12 protein-coding genes, 1 other RNA gene and 1 other annotated feature are annotated in these 14,700 nt (G+C 38.0%); of the genes, 2 read left to right on the forward strand and 11 right to left on the reverse strand.

Annotated features, from left to right (window positions below; translation table 11 throughout):
* Nucleotides 1-20: 20 nt before the first annotated feature.
* From P9E47_RS08140 to P9E47_RS08150, 3 genes are all read right to left on the reverse strand, one after another.
* Complete coding sequence (locus P9E47_RS08140) at nt 21-1,172, reverse strand: cysteine desulfurase family protein (protein WP_326163091.1); 1,152 nt, start codon at nt 1,170-1,172, stop codon at nt 21-23.
* Nucleotides 1,173-1,288: 116 nt separating this feature from the next.
* A complete protein-coding gene (cymR, locus tag P9E47_RS08145) occupies nt 1,289-1,708 on the reverse strand; it encodes a cysteine metabolism transcriptional regulator CymR (protein WP_003331756.1) in 420 nt (139 codons plus the stop codon).
* 222 nt (nt 1,709-1,930) lie between these two features.
* Entirely contained in the window at nt 1,931-2,575 is a 645-nt protein-coding gene (locus tag P9E47_RS08150; protein ID WP_326163092.1) for a YczE/YyaS/YitT family protein, read from the reverse strand.
* Between the two features lie 174 nt (nt 2,576-2,749).
* Between P9E47_RS08150 and P9E47_RS08155 the strand changes: the two genes are divergently transcribed.
* Together P9E47_RS08155 and P9E47_RS08160 are read left to right on the forward strand one after the other, a co-directional pair.
* Nucleotides 2,750-4,009, forward strand: a complete 1,260-nt coding sequence (locus P9E47_RS08155) for a replication-associated recombination protein A (protein WP_326163159.1) — start codon at nt 2,750-2,752, stop codon at nt 4,007-4,009.
* Nucleotides 4,010-4,112: 103 nt separating this feature from the next.
* Nucleotides 4,113-4,829, forward strand: a complete 717-nt coding sequence (locus tag P9E47_RS08160) for an RsfA family transcriptional regulator (RefSeq protein ID WP_326163094.1) — start codon at nt 4,113-4,115, stop codon at nt 4,827-4,829.
* Between the two features lie 45 nt (nt 4,830-4,874).
* Here P9E47_RS08160 and P9E47_RS08165 read toward each other — a convergent pair whose 3' ends face one another.
* The 8 genes from P9E47_RS08165 to P9E47_RS08200 form a co-directional block, all read right to left on the reverse strand.
* Nucleotides 4,875-5,639, reverse strand: a complete 765-nt coding sequence (locus P9E47_RS08165; RefSeq protein WP_003331760.1) for a tRNA threonylcarbamoyladenosine dehydratase — start codon at nt 5,637-5,639, stop codon at nt 4,875-4,877.
* 202 nt (nt 5,640-5,841) lie between these two features.
* Nucleotides 5,842-6,049, reverse strand: a non-coding RNA gene (ssrS, locus tag P9E47_RS08170) — 6S RNA.
* Nucleotides 6,050-6,092: 43 nt separating this feature from the next.
* Complete coding sequence (gene aspS, locus P9E47_RS08175) at nt 6,093-7,865, reverse strand: aspartate--tRNA ligase (protein ID WP_003331761.1); 1,773 nt, start codon at nt 7,863-7,865, stop codon at nt 6,093-6,095.
* 13 nt (nt 7,866-7,878) lie between these two features.
* Nucleotides 7,879-9,147: a histidine--tRNA ligase gene (gene hisS / locus P9E47_RS08180; protein ID WP_003331762.1), complete on the reverse strand. Its 1,269-nt coding sequence runs from the start codon at nt 9,145-9,147 to the stop codon at nt 7,879-7,881.
* Between the two features lie 247 nt (nt 9,148-9,394).
* Entirely contained in the window at nt 9,395-10,963 is a 1,569-nt protein-coding gene (locus P9E47_RS08185) for an IS200/IS605 family accessory protein TnpB-related protein (protein WP_003331763.1), read from the reverse strand.
* A 309-nt stretch (nt 10,964-11,272) separates the two neighbouring features.
* Nucleotides 11,273-11,513 (reverse strand) — a binding site (T-box leader).
* Nucleotides 11,514-11,599: 86 nt separating this feature from the next.
* The gene (locus tag P9E47_RS08190) at nt 11,600-11,776 is read right to left on the reverse strand and encodes a hypothetical protein (protein ID WP_003331764.1); all 177 of its coding nucleotides are present in this window, start codon (nt 11,774-11,776) and stop codon (nt 11,600-11,602) included.
* Between the two features lie 121 nt (nt 11,777-11,897).
* A complete protein-coding gene (gene dtd, locus P9E47_RS08195) occupies nt 11,898-12,338 on the reverse strand; it encodes a D-aminoacyl-tRNA deacylase (protein ID WP_003331765.1) in 441 nt (146 codons plus the stop codon).
* A 68-nt stretch (nt 12,339-12,406) separates the two neighbouring features.
* Nucleotides 12,407-14,608, reverse strand: coding sequence for a RelA/SpoT family protein (locus tag P9E47_RS08200; protein ID WP_326163096.1), 2,202 nt, complete (start codon nt 14,606-14,608; stop codon nt 12,407-12,409).
* Nucleotides 14,609-14,700 lie beyond the last annotated feature (92 nt).

Here is a 14,700-nt window from a genome sequence, read left to right on the forward strand (position 1 = left end):
CTTGGTCACCTCCTACCCTTTTATCGTTCTGTTATTTTTTTTACAATTTTCGTTATACTTAATGCCGCTTTTTCAATTTCATCCAACGTATTTTCGAAACCAAAACTAAATCGAATTGAATTAGTAGTTCTGCTTGATTCACTCCCAAACATTGCCACGAGGACATGGGAAGGTTCAATCGACCCTGCTGTACATGCAGACCCGCTAGAGGCAGCAATACCTGCTAAATCAAGATTTACTAGCATTGATTCAACATTGGTTCCGGAAAATGAAATATTTAAGACATGGGGTAGGGAGGATTTTGCACCTTCTCCGTTGATTTCAAACTGAATTTTTTCTTGTTCGAAAATAGATGCCATCCGATGTTTAAATTGTTCATATTTCTCAATTTTCCCCTGTAATCCATCGTGGGCAAGACGTACAGCCTCTTTAAAGCCAGCAATTCCAGCTACATTTTCTGTTCCAGCACGGCGTTTCCGTTCCTGCTCCCCGCCATATTGGCGCGGAACAAATTTTATCCCATTTTTTGCATATAAAAATCCAATCCCTTTTGGACCTTTTATTTTATGAGCAGATACTGACATTAAATCTAAATGCAAATCTTTAACGTCAATTAGCTGCGTGCCATATGCTTGAACTGCATCAGAGTGGAATATTATAGGAGAATCAGAGAGCAATTCACCAATTTCCTTTATCGGTTGAATCGTTCCAACCTCATTATTCCCATACATGATAGATACTAATATCGTAGACTCTGTAATTGCCGCCTTTAATGCATCTAAATTAATTTCTCCAAATTCATTTACTGGCAAATAGGTAATCTCAAAGCCTTCTTTTTCTAGCTGATTGCAAGTGTGTAAAATAGCATGATGTTCAATCGAAGTTGTTATGATGTGATTTCCCTTTTCTTTATTTGCCATAGCGACCCCGAATAGTGCAGTATTATCAGCTTCAGTACCACCGCTTGTAAAAATAATTTCATTTTCTGATGCATTAATGGATTTAGCAATAAAAGCCCTTGCATCATCAATTATATGTCGCGCTTGTCTTCCAAAGGAATGAATACTTGATGGGTTTCCGAAAGTATTTACCATACAGTCCATCATCACCCGAGCCACCTCAGGGTGAGCTGGAGTTGTAGCTGCATGGTCTAAGTAAATTCGTTGTTGCATAATTTCACCTACCTAATCAAATACGCCTTGGCGTATTTGCACCCAGATTTTTTCGAGCTCGCTCGAAAAACTACCTTTGAAAATCTGAGGCATCCGCCGGAGGCTTAACTTTTAAGTTAAATGTAGAACATATAGGCATCTTGAGCGTTGTCGCCTTCATAATCTGCAAGATATTGAAGTGTTGTTGTATCTAGTACCTCTTTTACCGCATCTCTAATTTTTATCCATAATTCACGCTTTGCAGGCTCTTCATCCTCCAAAACTTCAACAGGACTAATTGGTCCCTCAAGAACTCGAATAATATCACCTGCTGTAATATTTTCGGCATCCCTTGCTAAAATATAACCACCATATGCCCCGCGGATACTTTTTACTAAACCAGCATTGCGTAAAGGGGCAATCAATTGCTCAAGATAATGCTCTGATAAATCATGGTCTTTTGCGATATTTTTAAGAGGAATAGGTCCCTCTCCTTGTTTTTTCGCCAACGCAATCATGATCGTCAGCCCGTAACGACCTTTTGTAGAAATTTTCACAGTTTTCACTCCTTATCAAATATGCCTCGGCATATTTGCGCCGGAGGCTTTAACTTCATTCAGCCTAAGATTGGAGCCCATTGAATTTATATACTAATCTGTATACCTCAAGTCATTTATGCAATAGGGAAACTCTACAGAATGAAGTTATTTTACGACAATTTCCGACGCATCTTAGTCACCGCTATTATACCATGAAATGATTAAAAGTGCCTTTTGATGTTATAAGCTATTGTTTGGCACACGATCTTCGATAACCTCAACGGGTCTCTTCTTCAACCAATAATCTGTCATTTTTTGGCATTGCGGCAGGGCAAATCCGGCTATATGGCCGATTAATAAACTGAGGATGACGGTTCCAATACCGACCGGGCCACCTAACATCCAACCCACCGCCAAAACAGTAACCTCCATAATTAGTCGAACCCATTGTACCTTTATTCCTGTCCTTTGCATGAGGGCTAACATTAGACTATCTCTTGGACCAGTCCCAACATTTGCTGAAATATAAATAGCCATCCCATAAGCATTAAGGATGATTCCAATTAACAACATAATAAATTGACCGAGTATCGTTTCCGGTGTATCAAGCCATGGTATTAACATATACATGTCGATAAAAATTCCACATAAGAGCATATTTAAAAATGCACCTATTTTAGGGATAGCTTTTGACAAAATTGCGGAAGAACCAAGTACAAATACACCAACAATGATCGACCAGCTTCCTATCGTTAAACCAAACTGTTTATAAAGGCCGATATGAAGGACATCCCATGGGGCACTACCAAGATTAGCTACAATCACCAAAACAAGACCTAAGGTCATGATTAACAGCCCAATTAAGTAAACTAACCATTTTCTCATATAAATCCTTCTCTCCTAATCAAATGCACATTATGTAATTGTAGCACGATATTTAGCAAATATGAAATATAAGAAAAGCATGAAATTATATGATAAAGTATTAAAAGGAGCAATAAAAAAGAGGTGATTTGATTGCTGTTTGATTTCTTAGTTGAGGAACCCCTCTCTTATCGAATGCGACCTCGTAATATAGATGAGATCGTCGGTCAAAAACATGTGATAGGTAAAGGTACTTCACTTTATAAGATGATTCAAAATGGATATGTTCCTTCTATGTTGCTTTACGGGCCTCCAGGTGTAGGAAAAACATCGATTGCCAAAGCAATCGCCGGGACCGTTAGTTTTCCGTTTGAAGGTATCAATGCAACAACAGCCGGAAAAAAAGAAATAGAACAAGCGGTTGAAATCGCAAAAGCAGAAGGTAAATTAATTTTATTTATTGATGAAATTCATAGATTTAATAAAGCACAGCAAGACTATCTTTTACCACATGTAGAACGCGGATTAATTACCTTAATCGGGGCTACGACAGAAAACCCATTTCACGATGTAAATCCTGCGATTAGGAGCAGATGCGGACAAATTAAAGAATTAAAGCCACTTATGCCAAGTGACCTAGAAGAATTATTATGGCGCGCTTTGTTAGATGAAGAGCGCGGCTTAGGAAAAATGAATATCGAAATATCAAAAGAAGCCGTCGAAATGATTTCTGTTTCAACAAATGGGGATGCCCGATCAGCTTTAAATACTCTAGAAGAAGTAACACGTGCATCCAAAAACAACAAATCAGGAAAAATAGAGGTCGAAATCGAAGTAGTAAAAGAATGCGTTGAAAATAAAGGGTTTTCCCATGATAAACATGGTGATATCTTTTATAATCTTTTATCCTGCTTGCAAAAGTCCATTCGTGGAAGTGACGTTTCCGCTGCTCTCCATTATTTAGCTAGACTGATCGAAGGTGGGGACATAACTTCTATTTGTCGCAGATTAATAGTAATTGCCTACGAAGATATAGGACTTTCTGCACCAGAGGTCGGTGTCCATACTGTAGCGGCAGTCGAAGCGGTCGAACGCCTAGGTTTACCGGAGGCAAGAATACCTTTAGCGAACGTAGTCATTGAACTATGTCTATCACCTAAATCAAATAGTGCCTATAAAGCTTTAGATGTAGCGATTGAAGATGTAAGGAAAGGATTGATTGGTGAAATTCCACCCCATTTAAAAGATGCCCATTACAAGGGAGCAGCCGTAATGGGGCATGGCACAGGCTATAAATACCCCCATGATTACCCTAATTCCTGGGTAAAGCAACAGTATTTGCCTGATCTATTAAAGGACAAGCAATACTATTCCCCAAAGGAAAGCGGACAAGAAAAGCACTTTTCAAAGGTTTATGAACGACTTGAGGAGCTAAAAAAGAAAAAGGACCGATAAGTCTACTTTATATCATTCCCTAAAACTAGCATTGGTTTGCAAAAGTATAATCATATTACAATTGGGCAAACTACTAGAAACTAGATATTAGGGAGATGAACATATGAAAATTAGACAGGACGCATGGTCCCATGAAGATGACCTGCTTTTAGCAGAGACGGTATTACGGCATATTCGCGAAGGCAGTACACAGTTGAACGCTTTTGAAGAGGTTGGTGATAAATTAAATAGAACATCGGCAGCTTGTGGATTCCGTTGGAATGCTGAGGTACGCAAGAAATACTACCAAGCGATGGAACTAGCGAAAAAGCAGCGAAAAGATCGGAAAAGAGCTCTAGCGGGGCAATCACAGCAATATATTAATCACAACCACCAATCTATGGTGAATGAAGTATCGGTCCCAGCGCAAACGACTGCCCCCGCACAAGCAAAAACGGTGGAAACCGTATTCGATTACACAACATATAATAATATCAATACAACCAATGAGCTATTAACTAGACAAGTAGAAATAAAGGAAGAATTTGCGAACGAAATTAATTTAGATTCCGTGATTTCCTATCTTTATTCAGTAAAAAATTTAGGAATGAATTCTCAAATTTTACAGTCTGAAAATGAAAGACTTAACAGAGAAAATCGACACTTGTTAGAGGAAAAAGAAAAAATAGAAAGAACGTTACAGCGATTAAAGCAGGAAAATATCGTTATTCAAGAGGATTATCAAGCTCTTGTACAAATAATGGATAGAGCCAGACGGATGGTTTCGTTTACTGATCCAAACAATCTTAACAATGATGATTTTGGACAAATTGCAAAATGAGGCTGAACATTCAGCCTCATTTTTTGTCCAGCGCTTCCGCTTTTCCTATTCCGGAGCTACCCTATCGATTTTAATATCTTTTAAAATTTGTTGAACTACATATGCTCCCATGATTAAGCCTGCAGTTGAAGGGCAAAAAGCATTTGAAGCAGGTGGCATTTTTGCCTTTCTAATTGCTGAATTCTCATTAGCAATTTCTTTTCTAATTTCTTCACGAATGACAATCGGGCTTTCATCTGAAAAGACTACTGGAATACCCTTGCGTATCCCTTCTTTGCGAAGCTTCTGACGAACAACCTTGGCAATCGGATCTGTATGGGTTTTGGAAATGTCGGCAATTCTAAAGCGCGTAGGATCCATTTTGTTAGCCGCACCCATACTTGATATGATCGGTATGTTTCTTTTTAAACATTCCTTCATTAAATGGATTTTATAAATAATTGTATCTGATGCATCAATGACAAAATCCAACCCATAATTAAAAATTTCTTCGTATGTTTCTTCCGTATAAAACATTTTTAAGGCAATAACTTCACACTCTGGATTAATGTCAGCAATGCGTTCCTTCATCAGTTCTGCCTTCGATTTTCCAATCGTTGATAATAGAGCAATTAACTGTCTGTTAACATTCGTTATATCGACATCGTCCTTATCTATTAAAACTAATCTGCCCACCCCTGTACGTGCTAATGACTCTGCTGCAAAAGAGCCGACACCGCCAATACCTAAGACGGCAACAGTCGTATTTTTTAATAAATCCAATCCTTCTTTACCAAAGGCAAGTTCATTTCTAGAAAATTGATGTAGCAATGTTTTCACTCTCCAAAACGTATGAATTAGTAATGTTTTATCCTAAATTGATTCGTTTCATTCAGGTTTACTTTTCCTATAATTTTACTTGGTAATCAACTGAATAACAATATTCTTGGTTAAAAATATTCGACTTGCGGAATATTAATTTGCATAAAAAACCCTAAGCAACTCTATGCTTAGGGTTATCATTCTTAAGTATGAAAGTCCCGTTTGTGTCGTCACTCGGCCTTTGTTTTGAACCCGCTTAAAGCAGGTGGGTGCTCTATTTCAGGCCTTTGTACTTCCTCCGGGCGGCGGAAATGCCAGCTTCCGATTGAGGCATGTACGTAACTAGAAAACTCCAAGCTCCCCTAGTTAATATGTTCGGTCAAAACGAATAGGTTAAATAACGTGCACCTCAGGACTTTGTATTTAAATCTTAACATATTGATGTTTTAATATCAATATGATTTATAGTTTAACCTGTAAATTCAATTCCAATAATTGATCATGACTAACATGACTTGGTGCATTTGTCATAATGTCGCTTGCACTTGCAGTTTTCGGGAACGCAATTGTATCGCGAAGATTTGTGCGTCCAGCAAGAAGCATAACAAAACGATCAAGTCCAATCGCTATACCACCATGTGGAGGTGTTCCATAATCAAACGCATCTAATAAGAAGCCAAATTGTTCGCGAGCTTCCTCTTCAGGCATTCCTAGAACTTTGAACATTTTTTCTTGAATATCACGCTCATAAATACGTGAAGAACCGCCGCCAAGCTCGTAGCCGTTTAAGACGATGTCATAGGCTTGTGCACGAACTTGACCAGGATTTGTTTCTAATAATGGCAAATCTTCACGCACCGGCATTGTGAATGGATGGTGCGCTGCGAAATAACGGCCAGCATCCGCATCAAACTCTAAGAGCGGCCAATCCGTAATCCATAAGAAATTGAATTTGTTTTCATCGATTAATTGTAAATCCTTTGCAAGCTTCCCGCGAAGAGCGCCTAAGCTATCTGCAACAACCTGCTTGGAATCAGCTACTAACAAAAGTAAGTCTCCAACTTCTGCCTCAAGAGTTTTTTGAATTCCAGCTTGTTGGTCTTCATTGAAGAACTTAGAAATCGGACCTTTCAAGCCATCTTCCTCCACTTTAAACCAAGCCAACCCTTTTGCTCCGTAACGGCTTACATATTCCATTAACGCATCGATATCTTTTCTAGAGTATTTTTCAGCAGCACCTTTTACGTTAATCGCTTTAACTTGTCCGCCGCCTGAAATTGCATTGGCAAATACTTTAAACTCAGTATCTTTTACTAATTCGCCGACATCCACAAGCTCCATACCGAAACGTGTATCCGGCTTATCAGATCCGTAACGTGACATTGCTTCGTCATAAGTCATCCGAGGGAATGGAGTTTGGATGTTAACGCCTTTTACTTCTTTAAGCACTAATGTCATCATTTTTTCCATTAAGGCAATTAAATCTTCTTTATCTAAAAATGAAGTCTCAATATCAACTTGTGTAAACTCAGGTTGACGATCGGCACGAAGGTCCTCATCACGGAAACAACGTGCGATTTGATAATAACGATCAATACCTGAAACCATTAATAGCTGTTTGAACAGCTGTGGTGATTGTGGCAACGCATAAAATTGACCTTCATGAACACGGCTTGGTACTAGATAGTCACGTGCCCCTTCAGGAGTACTTTTTGTTAAAATTGGTGTTTCTACATCTAAAAATCCGTGTTGGTCTAAGAAATTACGGATTGTTGTAGAAACTTGATGACGCATCTTTAATGTATTAAACATTTCCGGACGGCGTAGATCAAGATAACGATATTTCAAGCGAAGTTCTTCAGATGCATCAACATCGTCTTCAATCATAAATGGCGGTGTTTTGGATGCATTAATAATCGCTATTTCTTCAGCTAAAACTTCAATTGTTCCAGTTGGAATTTTATTATTAAAAGTACCTTCCGCACGTGCAACAACTTTTCCTTTAATATCTAAAACATACTCACTTCTTACACGGTCAGCAATTTTAACATTTTCTTCACCTGAAACTTCCGGGCTAAAAACAACTTGGATAATCCCTGTACGGTCCCTTAAATCTAAAAAGATTAGACCACCAAGGTCACGTCTTTTTTGAACCCAGCCTTTTAATTGAACGGACTCACCAACATGCTCTTCACGTAATTCACCACAATAATGACTTCTTCCTAACTCTGACATTCCTAAATCCTCCTTAACTTCTTTCAAGTAAATATTCGATAAAGTTTGACAGCTGAACTTCTTCTTGTGTACCAGTTGCCATGTCTTTTACATTAATTACATTTTTAGCAAGCTCGTCTTCACCAAGCACTGCAACATATTTAACATTCAGACGGTCCGCCGCTTTAAATTGAGCTTTTAATTTGCGATCCTGGTAGTCCTTATCAGCTGTGAACCCCGCTTTTCTTAATTCATATAAAAGAGAAGCCGATTTGTCTCTGGCCGAATCTCCAAGGGCAACAAGATAGCAATCAAGTCCTTTTTCAATCGGCAGAGTAATACCCTCGGCTTTTAAGGCTAAAAGTAATCTCTCAATACTTAGCGCAAAGCCAATTCCCGGTGTTGCTGGGCCGCCAATTTCTTCAGTGAGGCCATTATAACGTCCTCCACCCATTAAAGTGGTAATCGCACCAAAACCTTCTGCATCACTCATGATTTCAAAGGCAGTGTGATTATAGTAATCTAAGCCACGCACTAAACGTGAATCGATTTCAAACTCGACACCTATGTCTGTTAAATACATTTTTACTTTTTCAAAGAAGGCTTGCGATTCCTCGTTTAAATAATCTAAAATGGATGGAGCCGATTTCATCAATTCATGATCACGGTCTTTTTTACAGTCTAAAATTCTCATTGGGTTTTTCTCAAGTCGGCTTTGACAATCTGAACAAAACTCACCGATTCTTGGTTTAAAATGGGCTATTAAAGCATTACGGTGCTCTTTTCGGCTTTCAAGATCCCCTAGGCTGTTAATCACAAGCTTTAAATGTTTTAGGCCCAGTTCCCGGTATACATCCATAGCAAGCGCTATAACCTCTGCGTCAATCGCAGGGTCATTACTGCCAAGGGCTTCTACCCCAAATTGGACGAATTGGCGCCAACGGCCTGCTTGTGGGCGTTCGTAGCGAAACATTTGACCTATGTAAAATAGCTTCGTTGGCTGGTTGGGGTCTCCATACATTTTATTTTCAACATAAGATCGAACAGTTGGAGCAGTCCCTTCCGGACGCAATGTCATGCTGCGACCACCACGATCTTCGAATGTATACATTTCTTTTTGAACAATATCTGTCGTTTCACCTACACCTCTTTGGAACAGCTCTGTTTGTTCAAAAATCGGTGTACGAATTTCGCTATAATTATATCGTTTCGTAATTTCTCTCATTTTTTGTTCCACATACTGCCATTCTTCAACTACACCTGGTAGGATATCCTGCGTACCGCGTGGAATATTAATCGCCATATTTTTTCCCTGGTTACTAAAATCTATAAAAAACTATCATTTATTTTTTATAGTGGTACCTTCGCCCCCGAACCAAGAAACTGGGACTTCTGTGACGATTCTCACGTCATTCCGTCAGGAGAGGGATCTAACCTCTGTCATGCACCAGATGTGCAAAACAACCTGCGGTGCTCTGTTAGAGCCAGCAATACGAAAGACCATTCCTTCTAGGTCAGCCTTTCGCAAGGTCTACTTTAGTAACCGAGGTTTACACCTCCTTCAATTTAAATACATGGTTCTCTAATCGTAATGTTTTATGAATAACATTCCATAATTTCCAAATATGATTTTCTTTAAATGTGTCAATGTTATTTAAAAGCATCCCAATATATTTTCTTCGCTGCTTACCTGTTTTTGTTTTTTTCTCGGATACTTCCATTGTCCCGAGAGTTTTAACTAAATGCGGTTTCACAACGTTTTGTATTTGTTTTAATACTTCTTTTGGAAGTTTTTCTTCAAAATAAAGACCTCTTCTTCCAATCACGAAAGAAGCTGCTTCATGAACAGATAATCCGTACATTTTGGTGTATTTAAAACGTCCGATCACAGATGTATAAGCTGGATTGACCATTTTAATTTTAAATCCAAACTTTACTCCTCTTAAAATTAACGCTTTTTGCATTTTGGTTTTCGCAAAAGAATGAGTTAATCGATTAACTCGACGATTTGTATCATGATCCTGTTTTATTTTTATATCTTCTAAAACGAAAGCACCGACATTCCAAGAAAGAAGGTAATCCATTATTTCTTTTGCCAATTCGCCTGCAATATTTGTCCTGCGGTTACTTTTCACATATTCCATTTCGTGACAGTAAAAGGTTTTACTTTCAAGTAAATTCCCTTGTTTTGTCAAAATAGAAACAGCAATTTTATCAATGTTCACATCAATTCCTGCCACAATATCAGAGGTTATCTTTTCGTCCCATTTCAACATTGAACCTAAAGTGTTGATATCGTGTGTAATATGCACGTACACCTTTTTATTCTTACGTTTTAATTCAATAGAATACACATTGTATTCTTCGATGGATTTTCCATTAGGAGTAGCCCCTGCTATATTCGGCATCACAACATTGACGATTTCATCGAAATACTTATCAGGTATATTCAATTTAAATAGTAATCTTGGGCTATGTTTGCCTTCTTTTGCTAGAAGTGGATTCGCGACTTCAAGATAAAATTGATGATCTGTTTCGTTCCAAACGATACGTGTATTCAAATTTCCCTTTTTGGATTTATCTCCACGAGAATAAAGGGTATTAGAACGAATTTCCTTCCATTTCTCTTTCGAAATTTTGTTTTCCATTCGGTCAAAAAAGTTACGTTTTCCACCGAAAATGACGGTTGGAATTGAATTGTGTTCTTGATGTTTAAGCAGTTCCTTTTCCTTTTCTTTTAGTTTTTCTAATCTGGAATGTAAACCTTTTAGACAAACCGCTAACGAAACCTTTTTAGGTTTTAGTTTTCCTGACATATAAAGATCCAATTTCTTTTCAGTCTTTTTAATTTTAGCTTGAATACCTTCGATACGTGAGGGCAGTAGTTCCTTTTGGCTTGTAATAATAGCCTGCGCTTGTAACACAGCATCTTCAGCAAAGCGTTTATTTAATTTGAATTGTGCATTGACCTGTTTAATTAATTCATCGGCTTTCTTCCCATCAAGAAGTCGGTTAAACGAAAAACGAATGGCGGAAGAAAACACAGCCATTAAATTAAATAACTCTTTTTCATCAGCCTTATTTTCAATGAATAATAGACCTGTGCGAGTCACTTTCATTTTTATCAACCTCTGTTATTATGATATAGATAATTATATCATAAATAGAAACAAACGTTCCTTGGAAAAGTATATTTTTGGAAGTATTTTAGAGGTTTATATAGTTTTGTGTATTTTTTTTGAAACTGTTTTAGCCTCCCGAACAATAAAATTTGAATTCGAAAAATTAGAAAGACACGATTTGCCGCCCACAATGGCGGAAGTACCTAAAGGTATGACCTGAAGGCCCTTGATGTCCTTTCTATACTGATTACCAATAAAATTTTAAACTTTATATCAGTACAAAAAAACCCCCACCCCTACATTAAATGTAGGGACGAGAGTTTACCCGTGGTGCCACCCTAGTTGAAAAGCAAAAAAATTAAATCCATATGCTTTTCCACTTTGTTCAGATAACGCCTGACACGTCCAGCTCCTACTATAGTTTATTTCAGAGTGGAACCTCTTGAGTGTTCTTCATTAAGTCATCATAGAGAAATGCTTTCAGCCTATGGCATTTCCTCTCTATCCATGTGTAATCCTAATTACTTTTCTCCGTTATAGGTTCAAAAAATTTAAATATGTAGTATCGATTTTTTTCGATAATATTTTCGCATTAATTACAATCTTATTGGATGAATAGCAGTCTTGTCAAGATTAATTTCTTTCAAGCCGCTTTTTCAAATCTTTAACTGTTCGCAGCGTTACTCCAAATTCTTGGGCAATTTCCATACTCGTTCCAGATTGTTCTTTTTGCATAAAATCATGAAAATCAACACCAAATAATTGATTTGCCGGATTCCCTGTCAGTTCTCCTTTTGCGCTATATCGCACCATCTTCATTCCCTTCATTGACACGTCTAATTATTTAGTTAGTCTTGTAATATCTTGCCCACAATTTACTAAATAATTACTTGTGAAGGAAAATTTGATTTAGCGACTTATTTACTCTAATTTATTTACCTTCAAGGATGATCGTAACAGGTCCGTCATTGATTAAGGAAACATCCATCATTGCGCCAAATATCCCTGTTTCAACTTGGACACCTTTTGACTTCAAGCGTTCATTAAATTTTTCATAAAGCTCATTCGCATACTCCGGCTTAGCGGCTTCCATAAAGTTAGGTCTTCTTCCTTTACGACAATCCCCATATAAAGTAAACTGCGAGATTGACAAAATAGCTCCACCAACATCGAGCAATGATAAATTCATTTTATCCTCTTCATCTTCAAAAATTCTAAGGTTCACTATCCTTTCAGCTATATAATTAACATCTTCAATTGTATCTGAATGAGTTATGCCAACTAAAAGTACCAAACCTTTCTCGATTTTCCCGACAATTTCTCCATTCACTTGGACACTTGCTTGTTTGCTTCTCTGAATAACAACTCTCATTGTGGTAGACAACTCCTTATGTAAAAAGGCGGCCATTCAGTTAGCGGCCGCCTTACGTTTTTTATTTCCTACTGCATAATTCTCCGTACAGAATAAATATCAGGGATTGATTTTATTCGATCAGCAATTTTTTGTAAATGATTTACGTTTTGAATTGGAATCGAAATATCGATTGTAACGATTTTATTTCGGTCCGTTCGACCTGATACTGCCGTAATATTTGTTTTTGCCTCATTTATTGCTTGAAGCACTTCATTTAAAAGACCGCGGCGGTCAAAACCGGTGATTTCAATATCGACATTGTACATTTTACCGCCCTCACCACCGCCCTCCCATTCTACTTCAAGGAGCCTTTCCTTCGCTTCCTCAGTATGAATATTCGGACAGTCAGTGCGGTGCACAGATACACCCCGCCCTTTTGTAATGAATCCTAAGATTTCATCCCCAGGTACAGGATTACAGCATTTTGATAATCTTACTAATAGATTATCAACGCCTTTTACAACGACACCTGTATCTTTTTTCTTCTTATGTGGTATACTTTTTACCTCGGAAACAGCTTTTAACAGCGATTCCTCAAGCTGAACCTGATCTTTTCTACGGCGAAGCTTTTCTGTTAATCTTGTTGCTATTTGGGCAGCGGTAATTCCGTTATAACCAACCGCAGCATACATATCTTCTTCGTTGGTAAAATTAAATTTTTCAGCAACGCGGTTCAGGTTTTCCGCTGTTAATACTTCTTTCAGTTCAAAGTCATGTTTTAAAATTTCTTTTTCAACTAACTCTTTCCCTTTGACAACATTTTCCTCACGACGTTGTTTCTTGAAAAACTGCCTAATTTTATTTTTAGCCTGTGAGGTTTGGCAGATCTTAATCCAGTCCTGGGAAGGTCCAAATGATTGCTTTGATGTTAAAATCTCAATGATATCACCCGTTTTTAACACATGGTCGAGCGGTACCATCTTCCCGTTCACTTTCGAACCAATCGTTTTGTTTCCAATCTCCGTGTGAATTCGGTAAGCAAAATCAATTGGGTTAGAGCCCCTAGGTAATTCATAAACATCGCCTTTAGGGGTAAACACAAACACCATATCCGAAAACAAATCAATTTTTAATGATTCCATAAATTCTTCTGCATCGTTTGTATCTTGCTGCCATTCAAGAATTTCACGGAACCACGTCATCTTCTCTTGGAGATTCTCTCGGTTTTGTGTAATTTGCTTCCCTTCTTTATAAGCCCAGTGGGCTGCAATCCCGTATTCAGCGATTTGGTGCATTTCAGTTGTTCGGATTTGAACTTCTAATGGGTCGCCTTTGGGACCTATGACTGTCGTATGCAAGGATTGATACATATTAGCCTTTGGCATCGCAATATAATCCTTAAACCTACCTGGCATTGGTTTCCAGCACGTATGAATAACACCGAGAACGGCATAACAGTCTTTAATGCTTTCAACTAAAACCCGAACTGCCAACAAATCATAAATTTCGTTAAATTGTTTATTTTGAAGGACCATTTTCCGATAAATGCTATAGATATGTTTCGGACGACCGGAAATATCGGCCTTCAAATGAACCTCATCCAACCGCTTGCGAATTTCATCGATAACTTCATGGACCTGGTTTTCGCGTTCTGCACGTTTATTTTTCATCAAATTCACGATTCGATAATATTGCTGTGGATTCAAGTACCTTAATGCAGTATCTTCAAGTTCCCATTTGATTGTTGAAATACCAAGTCGATGGGCAAGGGGTGCAAATATCTCAAGCGTTTCATTTGATATACGCCTTTGCTTTTCTGGAGGCAAATGCTTCAATGTTCTCATATTATGGAGACGGTCTGCAAGCTTAATTAGGATGACCCGTATATCTTGAGCCATTGCGATGAACATTTTGCGATGGTTTTCGGCTTGCTGTGCTTCTTTGGATTTATACTTAATCTTACCAAGCTTTGTAACACCATCAACTAACATCGCAACTTCTTTATTGAATGCAACTTCCAAATCCTTTAAAGTTACCTCTGTATCTTCAACAACATCATGAAGAAACCCTGCAGCAACTGTAACAGGGTCCATTTCAAGCTCCGCTAAAATCCCGGCAACTTGAATAGGGTGTATAATATAGGGTTCTCCCGATTTCCGATATTGTTCACTGTGGGCAGCTTCTGCATATTTATAGGCAGCTTCAACAAACGCTACATCTTCCTTTGGCAAATAGCGTCCTGCAAGGTCTAATACTTGTTCTATTGTAAGTACTTGTTCGTTAGCCATAAAATCGATCACCTAATATTCTATCCGAATAGAAAAATTCCTTATTTAATCTATTATCTTTAAATAAGGCCGTAATGTAAAGTGATTTGATA

Origin of the sequence: Schinkia azotoformans, assembly GCF_035811335.1 — a bacterium.
GTDB classification, from domain to species: domain Bacteria; phylum Bacillota; class Bacilli; order Bacillales; family Bacillaceae_J; genus Schinkia; species Schinkia azotoformans.

What these genes read in the sequence shown, in the direction of transcription:
- aspS (WP_003331761.1), bottom strand. Translation starts at nt 7,865, where the DNA reads ATGTCAGAGTTAGGAAGAAGTCATTATTGTGGTGAATTACGTGAAGAG.
- P9E47_RS08185 (WP_003331763.1), bottom strand. Translation starts at nt 10,963, where the DNA reads ATGAAAGTGACTCGCACAGGTCTATTATTCATTGAAAATAAGGCTGAT.
- hisS (WP_003331762.1), bottom strand. Translation starts at nt 9,147, where the DNA reads ATGGCGATTAATATTCCACGCGGTACGCAGGATATCCTACCAGGTGTA.
- P9E47_RS08200 (WP_326163096.1), bottom strand. Translation starts at nt 14,608, where the DNA reads ATGGCTAACGAACAAGTACTTACAATAGAACAAGTATTAGACCTTGCA.
- P9E47_RS08140 (WP_326163091.1), bottom strand. Translation starts at nt 1,172, where the DNA reads ATGCAACAACGAATTTACTTAGACCATGCAGCTACAACTCCAGCTCAC.
- dtd (WP_003331765.1), bottom strand. Translation starts at nt 12,338, where the DNA reads ATGAGAGTTGTTATTCAGAGAAGCAAACAAGCAAGTGTCCAAGTGAAT.
- P9E47_RS08155 (WP_326163159.1), top strand. Translation starts at nt 2,750, where the DNA reads ATGCGACCTCGTAATATAGATGAGATCGTCGGTCAAAAACATGTGATA.
- P9E47_RS08160 (WP_326163094.1), top strand. Translation starts at nt 4,113, where the DNA reads ATGAAAATTAGACAGGACGCATGGTCCCATGAAGATGACCTGCTTTTA.
- P9E47_RS08150 (WP_326163092.1), bottom strand. Translation starts at nt 2,575, where the DNA reads ATGAGAAAATGGTTAGTTTACTTAATTGGGCTGTTAATCATGACCTTA.